This window comes from Streptomyces sp. NPDC026538, assembly GCF_055567535.1.
The window spans coordinates 653,773-676,302 of the sequence record NZ_JBVHQG010000005.1 but is presented as its reverse complement, the minus strand read 5'-3'; the positions used below and the strand labels follow the sequence as shown (position 1 = coordinate 676,302).

Below are 22,530 nucleotides of genomic sequence, written 5' to 3'. Positions count from 1 at the left end.
GCGGGGCTGTGTCGATATGCGGCTCCGCCGCGTGGGCGTGAGCAACCCCCACCGGCCGGCACATGACCCATCCCCCGAAACACCCCCGGACCACACGCCACGCTGGCGCAAGGCAACAAAGCACGCAACTAGCACTATGTGGGTAAGTTCCGGACATGACCAAGGCCGGAACCACCCTCACGGCGTCCGCGGCCCCGGCCGCCGCCGTCCGTCTCCCCCGGCGCCGTGGCATCGAGCTCGCCCTGATCGTGCTGGCCGTCCTGCTCTCCGTGTACGGCTACTGCGCGGTCGGCCTGGCCCGGACCGGCACCGTGCCGCCCGGTGCCGCCGGTTACGGCGCCGGCCTCGGCGTCCTCGCGCTCGTCGCCCATCTCGCCGTACGCTTTCGCGCGCCGTACGCCGACCCGCTGCCGCTGCCCATCGGCGTGCTGCTCAACGGACTCGGCCTGGTCCTGATCTACCGGCTGGACCTGCAGACCCCCGGCGACCGGGCGGCCCCCGCCCAACTCGTCTGGTCCACCCTGGGCGTCGGCCTGTTCATCATGGTCGTGCTGATGCTGCGCGACCACCGCCTCCTGCAGCGCTACTCCTACGTCTGTGTCGCCGCCGCGCTCGTCCTGCTGCTGCTCCCGATCTTCTTCCCGGCCGTCAACGGCGCCCGGATCTGGATCCGGATCGCCGGATTCTCCATCCAGCCCAGCGAGTTCGCGAAGGTGCTGCTCGCGGTGTTCTTCGCCGCGTACCTGGCCGCCAACCGCAACGCCCTCGCCTACGCCGGCCGCCGGCTGTGGTTCATGCAGTTCCCGACCGGGCGGGTGCTCGGCCCGATCGTCACCATCTGGCTGGTGAGCGTCGGCGTCCTGATCCTCGAACGCGACCTGGGCACGTCGCTGCTCTTCTTCGGCCTCTTCGTCGTCATGCTCTACGTCGCCACCGGACGCACCGGCTGGATCGCCGTGGGCTTGCTGCTCGCGGTACTCGGCGCGGTCGCCGTCGGCCATCTGGAACCGCATGTCCACGGCCGGATCGAGGACTGGCTGCACCCCTTCGCCTCGATCGACGCCGGGCACGGACCGAACCAACTCGCCCAGTCCCTCTTCGCGTTCGCCGCCGGGGGGGTCCTCGGCACCGGACTCGGCCTCGGCCACTCGATCCTGATCGGCTTCGCCACCAAGTCGGACTTCATCCTGGCCACCGCGGGCGAGGAGCTCGGCCTGACCGGCCTGTCCGCGATCTTCCTTCTCTACGGGCTGCTCGTCGAGCGCGGCTACCGGGCCGGCCTCGCCCTGCGCGAGCCCTTCGGCCGGCTGCTCGCGGTCGGGCTGGCCTCGATCGTCGCGCTCCAGGTGTTCGTCATCGCGGGCGGGGTCACCGGGCTGATCCCGCTGACCGGGATGGCGATGCCGTTCCTCGCCCAGGGCGGCTCCTCGGTGGTCACCAACTGGGCGATCGTGGCCCTGCTGATCCGGGTGAGCGACTCGGCCCGCCGCCACTACGACGGACGGGTGGCCCCATGAGCCGCCACGACCGCCAGGGCGCCGGCCTGGCCCGGTACATCCGACGGGCCCGCGCCTTCTGCGCGCTGCTGCTCTTCGCCCTGCTCGTCAACGCGGCCCGCGTCCAGGTGGTCCGGGCCCACGCCTACGACGACAACCCCGCCAACCGCCGCGCCTCCATCGCGCGTTACGGCCTGCCGCGCGGCGACATCCTGGTCGGCGGCGAGCCGGTCACCGGCTCCCGGGACAGCAGGGAGCAGCTCCGCTACGAACGCACGTATCCGCAGGGCCCGTTGTACGCCCCGGTGACCGGCTTCGCCTCCCAGCTGTACGGCACCACGTTCCTGGAGCACGCCGAGGACGCGCTGCTCTCCGGGACCGACCCGATGCTCGCGCCGTTCCCGCTGTGGAACGACACCAGCCGGTCGCAGAACCCGGGCGGGAACGTCGTCACCACCCTGAACCGGTACGCCCAGGAGGCCGCCTTCCGGGGCCTGGGCTCCCGCAAGGGCGCGGTGGCCGCGATCGAGCCGTCGACCGGCCGGATCCTCGCCCTGGTGTCCACGCCGTCGTACGACCCCTCCGAACTGTCCGGCAACGGCGAGCCGGTGGCCTCGGCCTGGGCGCGCCTCAACGGCGACCCGGAGAAGCCGATGCTCAACCGCGCGGTACGGCAGACGTATCCGCCGGGGTCGACCTTCAAGGTGGTCACCGCGGCCGCCGCCCTTGACGCGGGTGTGGTCACCGACCTGGACGCGCCGACCGACTCCCCCGACCCCTTCCGGCTGCCGGGCACCACGACCCGGCTGACCAACGAGGGCGACGGCTGCGCGGACGCCTCACTGCGGGCCGCCTTCGAGTGGTCCTGCAACACGGTCTTCGCCAAGCTGGGCGTGGATGTGGGGGTCGCGGACATGACGGCGACGGCCCAGGCGTTCGGCTTCAACGACAGACACCTGCGCATCCCCTTCTCCGCCGTGCCGAGCACCTTCGACACGAGCGTGGACAAGGCGCAGCTGGCGCTGTCGTCGATCGGGCAGTACAACACCCGCGCCACCCCGCTGCAGATGGCGATGGTCGCGGCGGCGGTGGCCAACGGCGGGATGGCCCGGCCGCCGTATCTGGTGGAGCGGACCGTGCGGCGGACCGGCGAGACGGTCGGCACGGGCGGCGCCGGGCCGGTCCGGCAGGTGATGAGCCCCTCGACGGCCGTCCTGATGAAGGAGCTGATGACGGACGTGGTCGAGGAGGGCACCGGCTCCAACGCGGCGATCCGCGGCGCCACGGTCGGTGGCAAGACCGGCACCGCGCAGCACGGCATCGGCAACTCCGGCGTGCCGTACGCCTGGTTCGTGTCCTGGGCGCAGGCGGACAACGACCTGGAGCCGAAGGTCGCGGTGGCCGTGGTGGTGGAGGACGCGGCGGCCGAGCGGGGCGACATCAGCGGGGGCGGGGACGCGGCGCCGATCGCCAGGGCGGTGATGCGGGCGGTGTTGGGGCTCTGAACCGGGGGCGGGTGGACGGGGCGGGTGGGCGGGGACGGGGGGCGGGGCCGACTGAACTGGGCCGGCTGTTCCGGGGCGATGGGACGGGATCCGGGTAGACGCGGAGTCAACAAGTCGCGCGCGGGGGATTGACCGTCTTGCTGACAAGCGGTCTCATAAGAGCCGACGGCAACATACCCCCGGGTAACGAGGTGAGGGAGCCATGACGACCCTGACGGAAGCGGACGCGGTCGACGGACTGCGCGACGCGCTCGGCCTGCTCAAGGACCGCGAGCAGGTGGCCGAACGGCTGCTCGTCTCCTCCGCGAAGCACTCCTTCGACCCGGACAAGGAGCTGGACTGGGACGCGCCCTTCGAGGACGGCAAGTGGTTCTGGCCGCCGGAGCTGGTGTCGCTCTACGACACCCCGATGTGGCGGCGGATGTCCGAGGAACAGCGGATCCTGCTCTCCCAGCACGAGGCCGCGGCCCTCGCCTCGCTCGGCATCTGGTTCGAGCTGATCCTGATGCAGCTGCTGGTGCGGCACATCTACGACAAGGCGGCGACGAGCGCGCATGTGCGCTACGCGCTGACCGAGATCGAGGACGAGTGCCGGCACTCGAAGATGTTCGCCCGCCTGATAGCCCGCGGTGACGCGCCCTGGTACCCGGTGAGCCGGGCCCACCTCAACCTGGGCCGCCTGTTCAAGACGATCTCGACCACGCCCGGTTCCTTCACGGCCACGCTGCTCGGCGAGGAGGTCCTGGACTGGATGCAGCGGCTGACGTTCCCCGACGAGCGGGTGCAGACACTGGTCCGTGGGGTCACGCGCATCCACGTGGTCGAGGAGGCCCGGCACGTCCGGTACGCCCGCGAGGAGCTGCGCCGCCAGATGATGACGGCACCCCGCTGGTCCCAGGAGTTCACCCGGGTCACCTCCGGCGAGTTCGCACGGGTGTTCTCGGTGGCCTTCGTCAATCCCGAGGTCTACACGAACGTGGGCCTGGACCGGCGGGAGGCGGTGGCCCAGGTACGGGCGAGCGGCCACCGGCGGGAGGTCATGCAGAACGGCGCGAGGAAACTGACGGACTTCCTGGACGACATCGGGGTTCTTCGGGGTGCCGGTCGGCGGCTGTGGAAGAGCTCGGGGCTGCTGGCCTGAGCCCCCGCGCGTCCTCAGGTGAGGGTCGGAGCCGTCGGTCCTGGCGTGCCGAAGCTCTCGTCCGGGCCCTCTGTCGCCGTCTTCGGGATGGCCGGGGGTGTGTAGCGGCCCAGGGGCCGGGACCCCGGGTCCGGGCGCACGGCGCCCAGGATGGGGTTGGCGGCGATCGGGGAGACCTTGATCCTCGCACCGGGGCGGGGGGCCTGGACCACCTTGCCGTCGCCCAGGTAGAGGGCCACGTGGGTGGCCTCGGGGAAGTAGACGACCAGGTCACCCGGGCGCAGCTGGTTCAGCGGGACGTGGGGCAGGTCGGCCCACTGCTGCTGGCTGGTGCGGGGGATGGGGGTGCCGGCATGGTCCCAGGCCTGTGAGGTCAGGCCCGAGCAGTCGTACGACGTCGGGCCCTGCGCGCCCCACTGGTACGGCTTCCCCAGCTGCCGTACCGCGTAGCGCACCGCGCGGTCGCCCTCCTGGGACGGGGGCGGTGTGGTGGCGCTGAGGGCACCGGACGTGGTGAGTTCGCGCTGCGCGTCGGCGGTGCTGGTCCGCTCCAGGTCGGCCACGGCGGTCAGCTGGGCGGGGGTGAGGGAGGCCAGCATGCGCTCCACCTCGGACAGCCGGCCCTGGACCTCGTCGCGCTGCTTCTTCTGGCTCTCGGCGAGGGCGAGTCGGGTGTCCAGCGCCTTGCGGGCCTTGCGGGCCAGGTCAGCCTGCCGCTTCTCGTCGTCCGCGAGACGTCCCACCGTCTCGGCCCGCTCGCGCGCCAACTGCCCAATGACATGGCCCTCGTCGAGCGCGTGCTGCGGGTCGCGGGCCAGGAGCAGCCGCACGTACGGGGAGATCCCGGTGACGCTCTGGTACTGCTGCCGGGCCAACCGGCCCGCCTCGGCCCTGCTGGAGTGCAGGGAGAGCCGGGACCTGGCCAGCTCGTCGTCCAGCCGGTCCACCTCGGCGCGCTGCCGCTCGAGCCGTTCCTCGGTGGCGTTGTAGGTCTCGGTGGCCTGCTCCACCTGCCGGTACCGCTGCTGAAGGTCGGTCAGCAATTCGGCCACCGGCCGCTCGGGGCCGGGCGCGGGGGGCGCGGCGACCGCGGCCACGGGCGCGAGGACGGCCTGGGCCGCCACCGCCGCCGTACAGGCCAGGCGCAGGAACCTTCCTGACACGTCATCACCTCCGATGCGGGACGGCCTCTCCGTTCCGCATCGTGATAATCAGACATGTACGTTTGATCCGCGCAGCGATTATGGGCTTATCGGCCCAGCCGTTTCACCCGTCCGTGTCATCCGGCTTGCGGAGCGGGGTGCTGTCCGGTGCGGGGGGCTGGTCCGGGACCGGATCCGGCTTCGACCACGGCCACTTCAGACCTCCTCCGCCGCCGCCGCGGCCGATGGGGTCGTACTCGTACTTCCAGCCCTGGGTCAGGCCCAGGCGCTTGCTCTGTCCGCGCGCGACGCGCCGGTAGACCAGGACGGTGGGCGGGCCGCCGGCCGGGTCCGGGACCGGAATGCGGTACGTCTTCGGGGGGTGGCCGGTCATACCGAGCAGCACCGGGAGCACGCGCCCGTCCATGGGGCCGCCCTCGAAGGGGGTGTCCTGACTCTTCACGGCACCAGTTTCAGCCATCCGACGCGAGGGCGTCGACGAGGGCGGCCGTCTGCGGGTCGCGGCGCGCGGTGACGCTCAGTACGGCGACGAACTGTTCCACCAGCCAGTCCCGCAGCTCCTCGACGGGCGGCTGCTTGTCCTCGTCCAGCCAGATCAGGGAGGCCGCCTCGACGGCCGTGATCCACATGCGGACGGTCATCCGCAGCCGGGGCCCGGGGTCGGCGATGCCGAGGTGGCTGAGAATGTGCCGCGCGGCGGCCCGTCGTACGCCGTCCACGGTCGCCGTCGTCCGTGAGGTCTCGACCACGCTGCCGCCCTGGAGCAGGGCGCTGAAGCCGGCGTCGTGCTGGTCGACGAAGGCGAGATAGCGGTCGAGGGCACGGGAGAGGCGGGGCAGCAGGGGGCCCTCGCGGGGTTCGTCGAAGCAGTGCTCCAGCTCCTCGGCGGCCGACCTGAGGGCGGCCTCGTAGAGCTGCTGCTTGCCGCCCGGGAAGTACCGGTACACCAGGGGGCGGGAGACCCCGGCCGCCTCCGCCACGTCATCGAGGGAGACGTCCTCGGGGACGCGGTGCGCGAAGAGGGAGAGGGCCGCTTCGAGGAGCTGGCTGCGCCGCTCCTCGACGGACAGCCTGCGGTAGGCGGGGGTGGCGGCCTGCGGGCTCATGGCTGCAGCGTATGCGCTCCGCCGGGGGCGCGGCGACGGGCGTCGTGCCGCGATGGGCCGCCGGTCGGGTGCGGCGCCGTCGTGGCCGGTCGCGCCCACGCGGCGGAGCCGCGTGTCGGCACAGCCCCGCGCCCCTTCAGGTGGGACCAGTGCACCTACCTGAGGGGCGCGGGGAACTGTGCGACCGGCCACCACGCACCGGCGGCCGAAAACCGCCCGGATCAGGCGGCGCCGGCCACCGACGCCAGATAGGCCGCCGTCGCGATGGCCGTGCGGGTCCGCTCCTGGCTACTGGGCATGAGGTGAGCGTAGATCCGCAGCGTCAAGGCAGCAGACGCGGCCCATGGCGTCCAGGTCGTTCGTACAGTGGCGCGCTCCGCCTGGACGCCAGGAACCACGCCCGCTCCACAGACGTGTGGGTCGACGGCGGACGGGATGGGCGCTGGGGAGAGTGGTGGGTGGAGATCGTCTGGTCCCTGACGAGGGACGACTACAGCCGAGATCGTAATGCCGTGGTGTTTGGAGGCGGCCGCTGTCAGACTCGCGGCGTTCGGTGAAGCACGTGATGGTTGAGGCTGCGGAGGGGACATGCTGGACGGGCTGCGGGACTATACGGGGACCATCTTGTTCTTTGGGATCCCCGTTGCCGCAGGGTCGATCGTCTTCATCTGGCGGCATCAGAATCTCGCACGCCGGGGTGTGACCGTCCATGCGCTGTGCTCCACCACTGCCCGAAACGAAAAGGGCCTGGTCACGCTCCGTCTGCTGTACGAGGTCGACGGCTCGCAGTACTACTGCGACAGCATGCCGTACAAGTTCCCGCCGATCGGCGTCGGCCAGCGCTTGGAAGTCATCTACGACGCGAAGGACCCCAGCTACGCCGAAGTCGTCGAACAGCGTGGGCGAGGCCGAGTGCCGTGGTTCCTCGGGGGAATCGCCCTGGTCTTCCTGCTGCTGCTCGGCCTTGCGCATCTATGAACGCTGCGCATGCGCCAACTGGAACCCATACGAGCATGACGCCAGCAGGCAATCGGTCTCGACGGGGACAACCATGAACTGGCGGGCAGTGAAAGCCAAACTGTCAAGGGCACCTGGGCCGTCTGACACCAGCGGCTGACACCAACAAGGGCGTACGGCGCCGATTAATGCCGAACCTCAGCGGCGGCCGCATCAGGGCTCAACGGACCTTCATCACGGTCGAGAGACCACCTCGATCGACCTGATAAGGATGAGGCCAGACCTTCAGGTCTGTGTCCGGCGCGGGCGCTGTTCCAACCCATGGGCGGCGTCCCGTGGCTTGCCCCAGTCACTGAGTCTCCGCCACCCGGAGGGTGCGTGGATCAGCTCCTGGCTACGCCGGAGGCGCGTAAGGGTTCCCGTCGGAGGCCGGTGGGCCACCCCATTGCACCCCCGGCGGCGGGACAGGAGCCCAGTCCGGGCCGCGGTGATCCAGCCACCACCTACCGACTGTGTGGAACTTGTCCTCGAAACTGCGATCCCAGCTGAGGAACCCGGTGATCGGCGCCCGCAGGCGGGTACAGCGGCCGCCCGCTTCGTAGATCACGACGGTCCGGCTTCCGAAGAAAGACTCGATCTGGACAGCTTGGACGTCCGACCACTGGATGGTCCGGCGGCGGAGGTTGCGCACGACAGCCGCCGATGGCGTGAGAGTGACCCCGAAAGGCAGCAAGGTGATCAGAACTGGCAGAACACCCCACAAAAGCAGTCCTGAGACAAGTAGAGGACCGAATGGTCCCCCGTCCAACCAGATCAAGACCTGGAAGGCCGTGACCATGACGACGCCAGGCAGCACGGGCAGCAAGCGTTGGAGGCGCGTCAACCGGTAACGAATGCGCTCCGGCGGCACAGCTGCGACCTGCGATTGCTCCATCGATCCCCACCCCTAACCCAATGCGGCCAGCGCTGACCCCTCACCGCCAAGGCAGCATGGCGGACCAGGGGCACACTGTCCACCTGCCTACTCTTGAGAGCTGAGCAAGCGCTCTGGAGAACTTGTCTAGCCACTTGGCGTGGTCGTGGATCTTGAGACTGACGACTTCGGCGTCGGCGTACCCGCCGGGTACGCCGACGCCGAAGTCGGGACAGTACACGGTCCCCGGCTCCAAGACCGAGGTCACGGCCGTGAAGGGCAAGCCCCTTCCGCCGACGCCCAAGGCTGGCCAGGGTTACACGCTTGTTGACCCGACCAAGCACAAGCCGAAGGGCAAGTGATGGGCGGGGCAGGCTCTTCGGGGCCTGCCCTTCCCACAGCGCGCTTCCACCAACAGCTTGAACTTGGAGTTCCGGTCATGAACGTCTACCCGGCCCACGGGCATCCCGAGGGAACCAGCGGCAGACCCTGGTTCACGACGAGGTAGCTGAACGTCAAAGGCCACAGCCGGCCCCATATCCGGGGCCGTCTGTGGGCCGTCCGAGGGCACCCAACGTCGACCAACAACGACAGAGGACGACAGCCGGAGCCCAGGTCAGGGCCCCGTCAGGCTCCAGAGATCGAGGCCAGATAGGCCTCCGTCCTCGCCGGCTCGTAGAAGAAGTTCTCGAAGTCCGAGGGGTCGTTGAAGGCGTTGGCGAAGCGGTCGGCGGCCGGCTGGAGCTGGCCGGCCGCGCCGATCAGGTTGAGGACGTGCTCCGGCGGCGGGGCGAGCATCGCGTTCGTCCACTTGGTGACGTGCTGGGCGGTGTCCCAGTAGCGGTCGAAGGTCTGCTGCATCCAGGTCTCGTCGAACTCCTTCTCGCCGTGTTCGAGGATCGAGGCGAGATAGGCGGCGGCGCACTTGGCGGCCGAGTTGGAGCCCTGGCCGGTGATCGGGTCGTTGGCGACGACGACGTCCGCGACGCCCAGCACCAGGCCGCCGCCGGGAAGACGGCCGATGGGGTTGCGGACCGTGGGTGCGTAGCGGCCGGCCAGTGTGCCGCCCGCGTCGGTCAGTTCGGCCTTGGCGGCCCGCGCGTACTCCCAGGGCGTGTACCGCTCCATGAGTTCCAGGGTCAGGGAGAGGTGCTCCGCCGGGTCCTTGACGCCGTTGAAGGCGTCCAGCGGGCCGCCGGGTATGCCCTCCCAGAAGAGGATGTCGGCCGGTCCCGAGGTGGTCAGGGTCGGCATGACGAAGAGTTCGCCGACACCGGGGACCAGGTTGCAGCGGACCGCGTGGAAGTCCGGGTGCTCGGGGCGGGGGCCGAGGCCGTGGACGTAGGCGACGGCGAGGGCCCGCTGCGGCTCGGTGTAGGGGGACCGCTCCGCGTCCCGGCCGAACATCTGGACCAGCTCGCCCTTGCCCGCCGAGACCAGCACCAGGTCGTAGGCGCGGGCGAAGTAGTCGAGGTCGCCGACCGCCGCCCCGTGGATGACCAGCTGGCCGCCGCGCTGGGCGAAGGTCTCCATCCAGCCGGCCATCTTCACCCGCTGGTCGACCGACTGCGCGTACCCGTCGAGCCTGCCCACCCAGTCGATGGCGCGGGCCGCGGGACCCTCGGCCCAGGAGCCGGGGGCCGCGACCGAGACGCCGAGTCCTTCGATCTTCGGGGCCTGGGACTCCCAGAAGTTCAGCTGGAGATCGCGCTCGTGCTGCAGTGCCGTGTGGAACATGCACTGCGTCGACATGACCCGGCCGGAGCGGATCTCGTCCGCGGTCCGGTTCGACATCAGGGTGACCTCGTAGCCGTGCGACTGGAGGCCGAGGGCGAGCTGGAGACCGGACTGGCCGGCCCCCACGACGAGTATCTTCCGCATGCGGGTGGTGGCTCCTAACGAAGATCTACTCGGGGACTACTCGGGGGGCTACTCGAGGACTATTCAGGGGTTTCGTCCAGCGCGTGGCCGACCAGGGACAGCAGTGTCTCGATCACCGGGACACGGCGGCGGGCGTCCATGATCATTACAGGTATGCGCGGCGGGATCGTCAACGCCTCCCGCACGTCCTCGGGTTCGAAGCGCTCGCTGCCGTCGAAGTGGTTGACCGCCACGACGTACGGCAGCCCGCAGCTCTCGAAGTAGTCCAGCGCCGGGAAGCAGTCCTTCAGACGCCGGGTGTCCGCCAGCACGACGGCCCCGATCGCGCCCCGCACCAGGTCGTCCCACATGAACCAGAACCGCTGCTGGCCCGGCGTGCCGAACAGGTAGAGCACGAGGTCGTCGTCGAGGGTGAGGCGGCCGAAGTCCATGGCCACCGTGGTGGTGAGCTTGCCGGGCGTGGCGGCGAGGTCGTCGGTCTCCTCGCTCGCCTCGGTCATCAGCGCCTCGGTCTGCAGGGGCGTGATCTCCGAGACGGCGGTGACCAGCGTGGTCTTGCCGACACCGAAACCGCCCGCCACGACTATCTTCGTCGCGATGGGGGCCCGGCCGCGGTCCGTCTGCCAGGACCGCACTTGCTCCTCGCCGTCGAGGAGCGGGGCGACGCCGGAGGCGTCAGAGACGGCGTAGTCCACTCAGCACCCTTTCCAGCAGAGCGCGGTCCGGGCGGCCCACGCCGTGACCGGTCCCCGTTCCGTACACACGGATCTTTCCCTGGTCCGCGAGGTCACTGAGCAGGACCCGGACCACACCGAGCGGCATCTTCAGCAGCGCGGCGATCTCGGCCACCGTGCGCATCCGGCGGCACAGTTCGACGATGGCCCGCATCTCCGGCATGACCCGGGTGTTGAGGGAACCATTCGTCAGTTCCTTGCGCTCCTCCGGGGCCTCCAGCGCGGCTGTGCTGCCGACGAACGTCTCCACGAGGAGGACGTGACCGAAGCGGGTACGGCCACCGGTGAGCGAGTAGGGGCGGACGCGGGCGGGTTTTCGGTCGCCGCGCACCGGGAGGTTCTGCCTGCGGTTCTTCGGCACGTTGCTCACTGGCCGCTCCTCGTCGCGTCTGCCTCCAGGGATTTCCTCAGTTCGCTGCGGAGCTCGGGGGTCAGGACGTGACCGGCGCGGCCGACGAACAGCGCCATGTGGTACGCCACGACACTCATGTCGCACTCCGCGGAACCGTGCACGCCGAGCAGCGAGCCGTCGCTGATCGACATCACGAAGAGGCTGCCCTCGTCCATCGCGACCATCGTGTGCTTGACCCCGCCGAAGTCCATCAGCCGGGCGGCGCCGACGGTCAGGCTGCCGATGCCGGAGACGATGGTGGCGAGGTCGGCGGCGGAGCCGCGCGGGCCGCGCCGCTTCTCGGTGCGGGCCTCCCGGGCCTCTTCGTTGCGGCCGGGGTCAGATGAGAGCAGGAGCAGGCCGTCCGAGGAGACCACGGCGACCGACTGGATGCCGGACACCTCCTCCACGAGGTTGCTCAGCAGCCAGTGCAGGTTACGGGCCTCACTGCTCAGTCCGAAGGTACTGGGCGCGGTCAACTGCTTGCCTCCTCGACTGTGCCCCCCGTGGCTTCACCGGATGCGGCTGATCCGGGTACCGCTGGTGTGGTGCTCGGCACGTGGTTCCGGGTGCCAGGCACCTGGTTCTGGCCGGTCTGCTCGGCGATCTCCGCCGCGACGTCACGGCGGCCGGCGTCGGCGCCGCTGCGGAAGCCGCCGAGCCTGCGCCGCAGGGCGTCGGCGTCGACGCCGGTGCCGCGCTGGCGGGGGGCCGGGGCTTGGGCGGTGATCTTGGGGGTGCGCTTGGGGAGGCCCTTGCTGGTGACCGGGTCCTCGTCGTCGGCGCCGCCGTCCCCGACGGGACCGCCGGTGCGGGCTTCGCCGAAGCCGTCGTTGCCACCCGCACCGCCCGTGCGGCTCTCGTGGGCGCCTGCGGACGGCCCCAGCGGGGACCGCTCACCGTCGGCGCCCGCGGATCGCGGCCGCGTATGCCCCTCGGCGTCAGCGGGATGCGTCCGCTGCCCGGCTGCGGGGTAGGCCTGCCCCCCGGCTGCGGGGTGCGCCTGCTCTCCGGCGGCAGCGGCGGGGTACGCCTGCTCCCCCGTGGTGGCTCGGGGCGGCTGTTCGGGAGTCGCGTTCGGTGGCACCGTGTGGTCCGGGACCAGGAGTTCCATCGTCGTCTCGGCGGGGGTCTCCGCCGGGGCCTTCGGGCGGGCCGCCGGTTCGGGGACCGTCGCCCTGGGTACGGCCGCCTGTTCGTGGGCGGGCTGCTCGTCGGCCTTCCGTACGGCCTGCTCCGCCAGCGTGACCAGGGGGTCGCCGGACTTCGAGCGGCCGTGCAGGACGTTCGAGTTGACCTCCGCGTCCGCGCCGGGCAGCGAGAAGCCGTGGGCGCCGCCGGCAGCCGTGGCGGCCGAGGGGACCGCCGTCGCGGGGGCCGCGGCCAGCAGGGCCTGGGGCAGGACCACGACCGCCGCCACGCCGCCCTGCTTCTGCTCGCGCAGCTGCACCCGGACGCCGTGCCGGTGGGCCAGGCGGGCCACCACGTACAGGCCGAGCCCGAGACCGTTCTCGCCCTCCTGGTCGTACGGCGCCTCGGGGTCGAAGCCGGCGAGGCGGCCGTTGAGGCGGACCAGGCGGTCGGCGGTCATGCCGATGCCCTCGTCCTGCACGGAGAGCATGACCTCGCCGCTCTCCAGCAGCCAGCCGGAGATCTCCACGGGCACGTCGGGCGGCGAGAACGAGGTGGCGTTCTCCATGAGTTCGGCGAGCAGGTGGCTGAGGTCGTCGGCGGCGAAGCCGGCCACGTGCGCGTGCGGGGGCAGGGCCGAGATACGGACCCGCTCGTAGCGCTCGATCTCGCTGACCGCCGCCCGCACCACGTCCACCAGCGGGATCGGGCCCGCGTGCTGCTGGACGTGCTCGGTGCCGGCGAGGACCAGGAGGTTCTCGCTGTGCCGGCGCATGACCGTGGCGAAGTGGTCGAGCTTGAACAGGGTGGCCAGGCGGTCCGGGTCCTGCTCGCGCTCCTCCAGGCCCTCGATGACGGCGAGCTGCCGCTCGACGAGGCCGAGGGTGCGCAGCGCGAGGTTGACGAAGGTGCCGCCGATGCTGGTGCGCAGCCGCTCCAGCTGGTCGCCGGCGGAGGTCAGTTCGGCGCGCAGTTCCTCGCGGGCGTCGGCCATCTTCTGGCGCTGGCCGACCAGGTGCTTGCGGTCGGTCTCCAGGGTGGCGATGCGGTCGTACAGTTCGGCGGCGTGTGCGTGCAGGGCGTTGACGGAGCGGACGACCTGGGCGAACTCGTCGTCGCGGCCCGTGAACGCGATCGGTTCCGCGGTGCGCGGGTCCTGGGCCTCGGCCAGCCGCGCCGAGCCCCGGCGGAGCACCGAGAGGGGGCGGGTGAGGGTGCGGGCCATGGCCGTGGCGATGCCGACCGCCACCAGCATCAGGGCGCCCAGCACCGCGACCCGGATCTCCAGCGCGGTGACGTCGTCGTCGCGGAGCCCCGCGAGATCCTTGGTGCGGTGGTCGTAGAGGGCGGACTCGGTGCCCCGCATCAGGTCGACCCGGGCGGACAGCGCCGTGTCCAGCTTCTTGGTGCCGGTGGCGAGGTCGTCGTCGGAGAGGGTCGGCTGGTCGGTGAGGGCGGCCAGGTACTTGTCGGCGTCGTTGACGTCGTTGCCGGTGACCGTGGAGTCGTACGACTCGACCGCCGCCTCGGGCGCGGTGTCGCGGAAGCCGGCGAGGGCCGCGTCGGCGCGCAGCCTGGCCTGCTGGGCGGCGGCGGTGAGCGCGTCGCGCTGCTTCCGGTCGGCGTCGGAGGTGGTGGTGCTCGTGGTGGGCAGACCGGTGAGCGGGTCGATCGTGGTCCGGGTGGTGCTGGGGATGGCCAGGGCGGCGAGGAGGAGACCCCGGGCGGCCGCGGACTGCTGGACGGCGGAGTCCAGCTCGGCGAGCGCGTAGGCGCCGGAGCCGGCCCTCGGGGGTGTCTGCTCGGCCAGTTCCTCGGCGAGCCGGTGGAGTTCGGTGATGGTCCGGGAGTACGCCTCGTGCGCCTGCAGGGCCGTGCTCTGGCCGGTGAGCGCGGACCGGCGGACGGCCGCGATGCCGTCGAGGTCGGTGCGCAGCCAGCCCGGGAGGTCGGTGTTCGCGCGCAGGTCCTCGACCTGGCGGTCGACCCGGGCACCGCGGTCCTGCGAGGGCGCCTTGGACTTGGGGCGGCCCGCGGCGACGTAGGAGGTGACCTCGTCGCGCTCGTCGGCGAGCGAGTTGGCCAGCGCCAGCGCGTCCTGGGTGCGCCCGGCGAGGGTCACCAGCTCCTGGGAGTCGCTCAGCTGACCGGAGGCGGTCAGCAGGGCGGGCGCGCCGGCCCCCGCGATCGCCGCGGCGACCACCGCCACGGCCACGATCAGCCGCGTGCGGACATGCTTGCGGCGGCCGGTGCCGACGGGAGCGGCGGTGCCCGTTTCGGAGGCCGTCTTCTTGCCTGTGCGCCGAGGCCGCGTCTTCTGCACCGGTGCTCGCATTCCTGAACTCGTGTACCCAAGGAGCCGGGTGGCACCCCGTCATAATCCCCGGCATTTCGGTGCCAAGTGGTGCGCGTACCCGGTACGTGCACCCGTTATGTAGGTCCCCGACCCTCCCAGCGCCGGTGGGCGGTGGTCTCGCATCGCCTGCCCCGCCACCCGAAGGAGTGAACATCGGAGGGGAGTTGGCGGGCAAGTTCCGGCGGGGCATGCGGAACCCTCTTCCGGCGGGCCGGTTGGACGCGGGCGACAGGCTTTGACAGGATTCGCCACCACGCCTTCCCGGAGTGCGCCATTCCAGCCCAAAACAGGCGGCTGACCTGCGAGAGCGCGTATATTCCCGGGCGGTTGCCAGCCTTTGGCGAAGATCGTGAAGGGGTCGTGCAGACTGGCCGGATGCGAACTGAACTCGTTTCGGAACCCGGCGCCCGCGACCGCCCCAACGAGGACTTCGCCGGTGTCGGACTTCCCGCCTCGGGGCAGGGAGGCTGTGCGATCGTCCTGGACGGGGTCACTCCGCCCAAGGACGGAACCGGCTGTCTGCATTCCGTCCCCTGGTTCACCGCGCGGCTAGGCGGCGCGCTGACCGAACTGACCGTTTCGGCACGAGATCTGACGCTGCGGGAGATCCTTGAACAGGCGATCCGGCGCACAGCCGACGCACACGGTGACACCTGTGACCTTTCTCACCCGCGCACGCCCCAGGCCACGGTCGTCCTGACCCGCTGGTCCGAGGAGACCCTGGAGTACCTCGTCCTGTCCGACTCCGCGCTGCTCCTGCGCTCCCCCGACGGCCGGGTCACCCCGGTCCTGGACGACCGGCTCGACCGTGTCCCCCGCTCCTCGCTGGCCTCGGACGCGATCGCCGACGCCACGGTCCGCAACAAGGAGGGCGGCTTCTTCACGGCCGCCGCCGACCCCTCGGTCGCGGCCCGTGCGGTGGCCGGGAGCCTGCCCCGGAACAGGGTCGGCGCGTTCGCCGCCCTCACCGACGGGGCGACCCGCTGGACGGAGAAGTTCCACGAGGGTGACTGGGCGGCCCTCTTCGACGTCGTACGCAAGGAGGGCGCGCGGGCGGTGGTCGACCGGGTACGGGAGCTGGAGGCGGCCGACCGGGAGAAGCGGGCGTTCCTGCGGCGGAGCAAGACGCACGACGACGCGACGGTGGTGTACGTCGAGTTCTGAAGCCCCGGCGCGCCCCGAAGCTCCCCGGTGCGCCTGAGGCCTCCGGCGGCGGCTACTTCTCCATCACGCCGTTCAGCTGGTGCAGCAGTCGGGCCAGTTCGGCGACCTCCTGGCGCGGCCAGTGGGCGAGCTGGCTGACGTAACGGCCGCGGCGGGCCTCGCGGACCGTGCCGACCCGGCGCCGGCCCTCGTCGGTGAGGGCGACCAGCCAGGCCCGTCCGTCGGCCGGGTCGGGCTCGCGGGCGATCAGCCCGAGCTCCTCCAGCGCCCGCAGCTGGCGTGACATGGTGGCCTTGCCGACGCCGATGTAGGCGGCCAGTTCGGTGGCGCGCTGGCCGCCGCACTCGTCGAGCCGGACCAGCAGGCCGTACGCGGCGGACTCCAGGTCGGGGTGGACCTCCCGGGCCATCTCCCCCTGGTTGGCCCGAGCGCGCCGCAGCAGCACCGTCAACTCGCGTTCCAGGGTCAGGAATTCCTGGTCTGCACCACTTGGCGTCAACCCGGTGGCGGCGCGCTGTTCGTCGCCCTTGTCGTCCTCGTGCACGTCAGCACCCCTGATCGGTTTCGCAGTCCTGAAAGTTTCCGTCAAACCCCGTCATCGCCGCAGCTCGCCAAGTATTCCGCAGGCGTAGACCAACGGCAGCCTCCGGACCCCCTTCCCCGGTTTCCTCTACGTGCGTAGCGTCTCTACCAGGCAATTGATGGCATGCCCACGCCAGCGGTTGGCGTCGCGCCGTGTGACCCCGCGTCGTGTCGCGCCTCTCGCGCCGACCGTCTCTGGCATATCTGGGACCCCCACCTCACCCCACGGAGGCACGTCATGCCCGTGCACAGACCCGCCCCCACTGTCCTCACCGGACTGCTCGCGCTGCTGCTCGCGACGGTCTCCATGCCCCCGGCCCACGCCGACCCGGCCGCCCCCGCCCGCGGTTCGGCGTACATGGGCATGGGCGTCCTGGCCCACGACGGCCAGAGCGGTACGCCCAAGAGCGGCGACGCCACCCAGACCGAGGGCGTCGACGTCGCCGGCTACCAGGGCAACGTCGCCTGGTCGACCCTGCTGGGCAGCGGGGTCAAATGGGCGTACACCAAGGCGACCGAAGGCACCTACTACACGAACCCCTACTTCACCCAGCAGTACAACGGCTCCTACGACGTGGGCATGATCCGCGGCGCGTACCACTTCGCGACCCCGGACACCACGAGCGGCGCCACCCAGGCCAACTACTTCGTCGACCACGGCGGCGGCTGGTCCAAGGACGGCCGGACCCTCCCCGGCGTCCTCGACATCGAGTGGAACCCGTACGGCGCCGCGTGCTACGGCAAGTCCGCGAGCTCGATGGTCAGCTGGATCGCCGACTTCCTGAACACCTACAAGGCGCGGACCGGCCGGGACGCCGTGATCTACACGGCGACCAGCTGGTGGACCGACTGCACCGGCAACTACAGCGGTTTCGCCGCGCGCAACCCACTGTGGATCGCCCGGTACGCCTCGGACGTGGGGACGCTGCCGGCCGGATGGTCGTACTACACGGCGTGGCAGTACACGTCGTCCGGTCCGACCGTCGGAGACCACGACAAGTTCAACGGGGCCATTGACCGGGTGATCGCACTCGCCAACGGCTGACACCGCACAGCGCGAAGGCCCGGGCCTCCTCGCGGGGACCCGGGCCCTCTTCATCCGGCAGCGTCCGTCACGCCGCTACCGGAACCTCCGGCGTCGCGCCGTTCGTGGCGGGCGCGAGCGCCAGCTCCAGGACCTGGCGGACGTCGGTGACGGCGTGGACGTCGAGCTTGTCCAGCACCTCCGCCGGGACGTCGTCCAGGTCGGCCTCGTTGCGCTTGGGGATGATGACGGTGCTCACCCCGGCGCGCTGGGCGGCGAGCAGCTTCTGCTTCACGCCCCCGATGGGCAGCACCCGGCCGGTCAGCGAGACCTCACCGGTCATCGCCACGTCCGTGCGGACCAGCCGGCCGGACAGGAGGGACGCGAGGGCCGTCGTCATGGTGACGCCGGCGCTCGGGCCGTCCTTCGGGACCGCGCCCGCCGGGAAGTGGATGTGCACGCCCCGCTCCTTCAGGTCGCCGACCGGGAGTTCCAGTTCGGCGCCGTGCGAGCGGAGGAAGGACAGGGCGATCTGCGCGCTCTCCTTCATCACGTCACCCAGCTGACCGGTGAGGGTCAGACCCGCCGCGCCCGTCTCCGGGTCGGCCAGGGATGCCTCCACGAAGAGGACGTCGCCGCCCGCTCCGGTGACCGCGAGCCCGGTCGCCACGCCCGGGACCGCCGTACGGCGCTCGGCCGGGTCCTGGGCGGACTCGGGCACGTGGTGCGGCCGGCCGATCAGGGCGCGCAGGTCCTCGTCCATGATCGTGAACGGCAGCTCCCGCTCGCCCAGTTCATGCTGGGCCGCGACCTTGCGCAGCAGCCGGGCGATCGACCGCTCCAGGGTGCGGACGCCCGCCTCGCGGGTGTACTCGCCGGCGAGCCTGCGCAGCGCGCTCTCGTCGAGGATCACCTCGTCCTTGGCGAGCCCGGCCCGCTCCAGCTGGCGCGGAAGCAGGTGGTCTCGGGCGATGACGACCTTCTCGTCCTCGGTGTAGCCGTCCAGGCGGACCAGCTCCATACGGTCGAGCAGGGCCTCCGGGATGGCCTCCAGGACGTTGGCGGTGGCCAGGAAGACGACGTCGGACAGGTCGAGTTCCACTTCCAGGTAGTGGTCGCGGAAGGTGTGGTTCTGCGCTGGGTCGAGGACTTCGAGCAGGGCGGCCGCCGGGTCGCCCCGGAAGTCGGACCCCACCTTGTCGATCTCGTCGAGCAGGACGACCGGGTTCATCGAACCGGCCTCCTTGATGGCCCGCACGATCCGGCCGGGCAGCGCACCGACGTACGTACGCCGGTGACCACGGATCTCGGCCTCGTCCCGGACACCGCCGAGGGCGACCCGGACGAACTTGCGGCCCATGGCGTGCGCGACCGACTCGCCGAGCGAGGTCTTGCCGACACCGGGCGGGCCGACGAGGGCGAGCACGGCACCGCCACGGCGGCCGCCGATGACTCCGAGCCCCCGGTCGCTGCGGCGCTTGCGCACCGCCAGGTACTCGGTGATCCGCTCCTTCACGTCCGCCAGGCCCGCGTGCTCCGCGTCCAGGATCGCCTTGGCGCCCTGGATGTCGTAGGCGTCCTCGGTTCGCTCGTTCCACGGCAGTTCGAGCACCGTGTCCAGCCAGGTGCGGATCCACGAGCCCTCGGGCGACTGGTCGCTGGACCGCTCCAGCTTGTCGACCTCCTTGAGGGCGGCCTCGCGGACCTTCTCCGGCAGGTCGGCGGCCTCCACGCGGGCGCGGTAGTCGTCGGACTCCTCGCCGTCCTTCGCGGAGTCGCCGTTCAGCTCGCGCAGCTCCTTGCGGACGGCTTCGAGCTGGCGGCGGAGCAGGAACTCACGCTGCTGCTTGTCGACGCCCTCCTGGACGTCCTTGGCGATCGTCTCGGCCACGTCCTGCTCGGCGAGGTGGTCGCGGAGCTGCTGGGTGGCGAGCTTCAGCCGGGCGACCGGGTCGGCGGTCTCCAGCAGCTCGATCTTCTGCTCGGTGGTCAGGAACGGCGAGTAACCCGAGTTGTCGGCGAGCGCGGAGACGTCGTCGATGGCCTGCACCCGGTCCACGACCTGCCAGGCGGCGCGCTTGCGCAGCCAGGCGGTGGCGAGGGCCTTGTACTCCTTGACCAGTTCGGTGACATGACCGGGCACCGGTTCCGGGACGCTCTCCTCGATACGGGTGCCCTCCACCCACAGGGCGGCACCCGGGCCGGTGGTACCGGCGCCGATGCGGACGCGGTGACGGCCGCGGATCAGCGCACCGGGGTCACCGTCGGCCAGCCGGCCGACCTGCTCCACGGTGCCGAGCACACCGGTGCTCGGGTAGGTCCCGTCGATACGCGGCACCAGCAGCACCCTGGGCTTGCCGGGCTCGGTACGGGCGGCGGCCTGGGCGGCCTCCACGGCGGCACGTACATCGGGGTCCTTGAGGTCCAGCGGGACCACCATCCCGGGCAGCACGACCTCGCCGTCGAGCGGCAGCACAGGGAGGGTGAGTGATGCGGACGTCGAAGCCATGATCTCCCCTTCGGCATTGAACTTGAGCTATGCCGACTCAATGCATGTGAGCCTCGGAATGTTCCCAGGGCCGCGTTCGCTCTGAGCGATCGGGTGGTGACCTGGCGATAGGGGACCGACGAAGGGAAAACAGCGGGATGGCACGGGCGCATTCCCGCCCCATCAGGGGCACGGGGCCGTGACCCGCGGGGCCGCACGGCCCAAGGCGCCGGAGCGGTGCCCCTCCGCGAGTTCGCCGTGCTCTACCGCGAGTCGCCGTACGCTTCCGCGAGTTCGCCGTGCTCCACCGCGAGTCGCCGTTCGCTTCCGCGAGTCGCCGTGCTCCTCCGCGAGTTCCACGACCTGGCCGCCGACCCGTACCCGCGCACCTGCCACCGACCGCCTGCACGGCGTGGCCCGGGAGCGGGGCCAGACCCTGGGCGTGGCGGAACCGGCGAACGGCCGGCGGCGGCGCGCCGGGCCCGACCCCGTGCGTCAAGCGGCGGTGGCACCGGCCGGGACCGGAGCCCGGTGCCGCTCCCGGTACCAGCGCCGGACCGCCGGCCAGAGCGCCGTCCCGATGCCCAGCGAGATCAGGTGGCCCCAGTTGGTCATCGGATCCTCGAAGGCGATGAGGTCCGTGACGAGGCTGTAGCCGACCACGGCGAGCAGGGGCCAGCGCAGCCAGGGGGCGAGCAGGCCGGAGAGGGCGCCGATGCTGGCGGCCACGCCGAAGCTGATGCCGTAGTCGAGGCGGTGCAGGGAGGTGTCGGGGAGGTGGCCGACCAGGACCGCGAGGCCGACCGGGACCTCGGTGGCGAGGGTGGCCAGCACATGGCCCGTCAGGAAGACGAGGATCGCCCGGGCGCCCCCTATCCGCCGCTCCAGCGCGGTCAGGACCAGCACGAAGGCGAGGGCGTACGGGGAGAGGAGACCGCCGGCGACCCACAGCGCACTGGCCAGCAGGACGAAGACGGGCGTGCGCACGAGGTGGGCGACGTCGGTGCTGGAGTCCTGGTAGACGGCGTGCAGCAGGCCGGGGCCGGCGTAGACGGCGAAGAGTGAGGTCAGGGCCAGGATCACCGTGTAGGCGAAGGTGACCGGGGCGCCGGTGGGGGTGGGCAGCAGCCGCCAGGGACGGAGGCGGAGGGCGGGGCGCGGGGCCCTCGGGGCGGGGAGCCCGTCCGAGCCGCGCTGGCGGGGCACACCGTCCAGCAGGACGGCGACCTCCGCGGCGGGAAACGGTCCCGGCGAAGCAGCCGGAAGGGGCCCCGGTGAAGCAGCACGGAAGGGCCCGCGCGAGGCAGCCGGAAGGGAGCCGGACGATCCACCCGGCGGACGTCCCGGCGAAGCGGACGGGAGCTGCCCCGTCGGCCCCGCCGCAGGCGTCCCCGGCGAAGTCGCCAGAACGGGCTCCGGCGTGGGCGTCGACGCGGCCCCAACGGTCCGTTCCACGGTGAGGCGCTCCTTCCGTTTCACCTCACCAGCCTTCGCCGTCCCGCGAGTCGCTGTCTATGACCGAGGCCACGCGGGGAGCGATTCACAGGATTTTCCGAATAACCGTGAGGGGTCGGGAGGAACCATATGAGTCACCTGCGGCCGCCTGCGGGCACGAAGCGCCGGGCGGCCCCTCGAACGAGTGACACCCGGGAGGACCGTCCGACACCCGTAATTCGCGTGGCCGCAAAGCCCTGTTGGGGCAGGATGGCCGTCATGGCGAACATCATGGGCACGAGGTCCGTGGACGACGGCCCTCCCGTGGTCCTGGACCGGCGCGAGGGGCCGTACGGCGAGGTGGTCCTGCGCAGACACGGCGGGCTGCTGCAGATCATCGCCAACGGCTGCTTCCTGATGGACACCTCTGACGGCCGCTCGGAGCGGCTGCTCGTGGACGCCGCCCGCGACGCCCTGGACCGACGGCCGGGGCCGGCCGTGCTGATCGGCGGGCTCGGCGTCGGGTTCTCGCTCGCGCACGCCGCGCGGGACCCCCGCTGGGGACGGATCACGGTCGTGGAGCGGGAGCCGGCGGTCGTGGACTGGCACCGGGACGGCCCGCTGTCGCCGCTGTCCGCGGGCGCGTTCGCCGATCCGCGCACGGTGATCGTCGAGGCCGATCTCGTCGCGTACGTCAATGAGACTTCCGACACATTCGACGCGCTGTGCCTGGACATCGACAACGGGCCCGGCTGGACCGTCGACGAGGACAACGAGGGCCTCTACTCCCCCGCCGGACTCGCAAGCTGCGCAAGGGTGTTGAGACCGGGCGGGGTACTCGCCGTATGGTCGGCGCAGCCCTCGGCCGAATTCGAGGAATCCTTGTGGAATGCCGGGTTCAAACAGGTGCGTACCGAAGAGATCCCGGTTGCCCGGGGCGTTCCGGACGTCGTTCACCTTGCCGTCCGCCCTGGATAGCGAGTGCGCCGCCTGTCCCCGTAATGTGCATCCCTGACGCGGATCATTCAAGCGTCAATCGCAGTCATGGGATCACCCCACTGGTT

The 22,530-nt window shown here is 71.2% G+C and carries 19 protein-coding genes; 8 read left to right on the top strand and 11 right to left on the bottom strand.

The window, feature by feature from the left end; genetic code table 11:
• Positions 1-155: 155 nt before the first annotated feature.
• The 3 genes from ACZ4N4_RS23525 (at position 156) to ACZ4N4_RS23515 (ending at position 4,142) form a co-directional block, all read left to right on the top strand.
• Complete coding sequence (locus tag ACZ4N4_RS23525; protein ID WP_467591730.1) at positions 156-1,517, top strand: FtsW/RodA/SpoVE family cell cycle protein; 1,362 nt, start codon at positions 156-158, stop codon at positions 1,515-1,517.
• Entirely contained in the window at positions 1,514-3,001 is a 1,488-nt protein-coding gene (locus ACZ4N4_RS23520; RefSeq protein ID WP_467591727.1) for a penicillin-binding transpeptidase domain-containing protein, read from the top strand. Before ACZ4N4_RS23525 ends, ACZ4N4_RS23520 begins: the two co-directional genes overlap by 4 nt.
• Before the next feature lie 202 nt (positions 3,002-3,203).
• Positions 3,204-4,142, top strand: coding sequence for an AurF N-oxygenase family protein (locus ACZ4N4_RS23515; RefSeq protein WP_453577705.1), 939 nt, complete (start codon positions 3,204-3,206; stop codon positions 4,140-4,142).
• Between the two features lie 14 nt (positions 4,143-4,156).
• On the opposite strand, the gene ACZ4N4_RS23510 is transcribed toward ACZ4N4_RS23515, so the two are convergent.
• From ACZ4N4_RS23510 to ACZ4N4_RS23500, 3 genes are all read right to left on the bottom strand, one after another.
• Positions 4,157-5,305 (bottom strand): C40 family peptidase, encoded by a 1,149-nt coding sequence (locus tag ACZ4N4_RS23510; RefSeq protein ID WP_467591723.1) that lies wholly within the window; start codon positions 5,303-5,305, stop codon positions 4,157-4,159.
• A 103-nt stretch (positions 5,306-5,408) separates the two neighbouring features.
• On the bottom strand, positions 5,409-5,747 hold the full coding sequence (locus ACZ4N4_RS23505; protein ID WP_467591720.1) for a hypothetical protein: 339 nt from the start codon (positions 5,745-5,747) through the stop codon (positions 5,409-5,411).
• Between the two features lie 10 nt (positions 5,748-5,757).
• Positions 5,758-6,411 carry a TetR/AcrR family transcriptional regulator gene (locus tag ACZ4N4_RS23500; protein WP_467591717.1) on the bottom strand — a complete coding sequence of 218 codons (654 nt, stop codon included), beginning with the start codon at positions 6,409-6,411 and terminating at the stop codon, positions 5,758-5,760.
• A 588-nt stretch (positions 6,412-6,999) separates the two neighbouring features.
• On the opposite strand from ACZ4N4_RS23500, the gene ACZ4N4_RS23495 reads away from it, so the two are divergent.
• Positions 7,000-7,389, top strand: coding sequence for a hypothetical protein (locus ACZ4N4_RS23495; protein ID WP_467591714.1), 390 nt, complete (start codon positions 7,000-7,002; stop codon positions 7,387-7,389).
• A 1,065-nt stretch (positions 7,390-8,454) separates the two neighbouring features.
• The gene (locus ACZ4N4_RS23490; RefSeq protein ID WP_467591711.1) at positions 8,455-8,643 is read left to right on the top strand and encodes a hypothetical protein; all 189 of its coding nucleotides are present in this window, start codon (positions 8,455-8,457) and stop codon (positions 8,641-8,643) included.
• 265 nt (positions 8,644-8,908) lie between these two features.
• On the opposite strand, the gene ACZ4N4_RS23485 is transcribed toward ACZ4N4_RS23490, so the two are convergent.
• The 5 genes from ACZ4N4_RS23485 to ACZ4N4_RS23465 are packed head-to-tail and all read right to left on the bottom strand — an operon-like array spanning position 8,909 to position 14,741.
• Positions 8,909-10,162: a styrene monooxygenase/indole monooxygenase family protein gene (locus tag ACZ4N4_RS23485; RefSeq protein ID WP_453577719.1), complete on the bottom strand. Its 1,254-nt coding sequence runs from the start codon at positions 10,160-10,162 to the stop codon at positions 8,909-8,911.
• 59 nt (positions 10,163-10,221) lie between these two features.
• Positions 10,222-10,857: a GTP-binding protein gene (locus tag ACZ4N4_RS23480; RefSeq protein ID WP_467591707.1), complete on the bottom strand. Its 636-nt coding sequence runs from the start codon at positions 10,855-10,857 to the stop codon at positions 10,222-10,224.
• Positions 10,838-11,266, bottom strand: coding sequence for a DUF742 domain-containing protein (locus ACZ4N4_RS23475; protein ID WP_453577722.1), 429 nt, complete (start codon positions 11,264-11,266; stop codon positions 10,838-10,840). Before ACZ4N4_RS23475 ends, ACZ4N4_RS23480 begins: the two co-directional genes overlap by 20 nt.
• A complete protein-coding gene (locus ACZ4N4_RS23470) occupies positions 11,263-11,766 on the bottom strand; it encodes a roadblock/LC7 domain-containing protein (protein WP_453577724.1) in 504 nt (167 codons plus the stop codon). The genes ACZ4N4_RS23475 and ACZ4N4_RS23470 overlap by 4 nt, the downstream gene beginning before the upstream one ends.
• Positions 11,763-14,741, bottom strand: a complete 2,979-nt coding sequence (locus ACZ4N4_RS23465; RefSeq protein ID WP_467591704.1) for a sensor histidine kinase — start codon at positions 14,739-14,741, stop codon at positions 11,763-11,765. The genes ACZ4N4_RS23470 and ACZ4N4_RS23465 overlap by 4 nt, the downstream gene beginning before the upstream one ends.
• 408 nt (positions 14,742-15,149) lie before the next feature.
• Here ACZ4N4_RS23465 and ACZ4N4_RS23460 point away from each other — a divergent pair, with 408 nt between their 5' ends.
• Positions 15,150-15,938 carry a protein phosphatase 2C domain-containing protein gene (locus tag ACZ4N4_RS23460; protein ID WP_453577730.1) on the top strand — a complete coding sequence of 263 codons (789 nt, stop codon included), beginning with the start codon at positions 15,150-15,152 and terminating at the stop codon, positions 15,936-15,938.
• A 52-nt stretch (positions 15,939-15,990) separates the two neighbouring features.
• Here ACZ4N4_RS23460 and ACZ4N4_RS23455 read toward each other — a convergent pair whose 3' ends face one another.
• Complete coding sequence (locus ACZ4N4_RS23455; RefSeq protein ID WP_453577733.1) at positions 15,991-16,482, bottom strand: MarR family winged helix-turn-helix transcriptional regulator; 492 nt, start codon at positions 16,480-16,482, stop codon at positions 15,991-15,993.
• Between the two features lie 276 nt (positions 16,483-16,758).
• On the opposite strand from ACZ4N4_RS23455, the gene ACZ4N4_RS23450 reads away from it, so the two are divergent.
• On the top strand, positions 16,759-17,565 hold the full coding sequence (locus ACZ4N4_RS23450) for a lysozyme (protein ID WP_453577735.1): 807 nt from the start codon (positions 16,759-16,761) through the stop codon (positions 17,563-17,565).
• Between the two features lie 67 nt (positions 17,566-17,632).
• Here ACZ4N4_RS23450 and lon read toward each other — a convergent pair whose 3' ends face one another.
• Together lon and ACZ4N4_RS23440 are read right to left on the bottom strand one after the other, a co-directional pair.
• Entirely contained in the window at positions 17,633-20,053 is a 2,421-nt protein-coding gene (lon, locus tag ACZ4N4_RS23445; protein WP_467591699.1) for an endopeptidase La, read from the bottom strand.
• Positions 20,054-20,527: 474 nt separating this feature from the next.
• A complete protein-coding gene (locus tag ACZ4N4_RS23440) occupies positions 20,528-21,247 on the bottom strand; it encodes a rhomboid-like protein (protein ID WP_467591845.1) in 720 nt (239 codons plus the stop codon).
• Positions 21,248-21,745: 498 nt separating this feature from the next.
• On the opposite strand from ACZ4N4_RS23440, the gene ACZ4N4_RS23435 reads away from it, so the two are divergent.
• Complete coding sequence (locus ACZ4N4_RS23435; RefSeq protein ID WP_453577744.1) at positions 21,746-22,444, top strand: spermine/spermidine synthase domain-containing protein; 699 nt, start codon at positions 21,746-21,748, stop codon at positions 22,442-22,444.
• Positions 22,445-22,530: the final 86 nt, after the last annotated feature.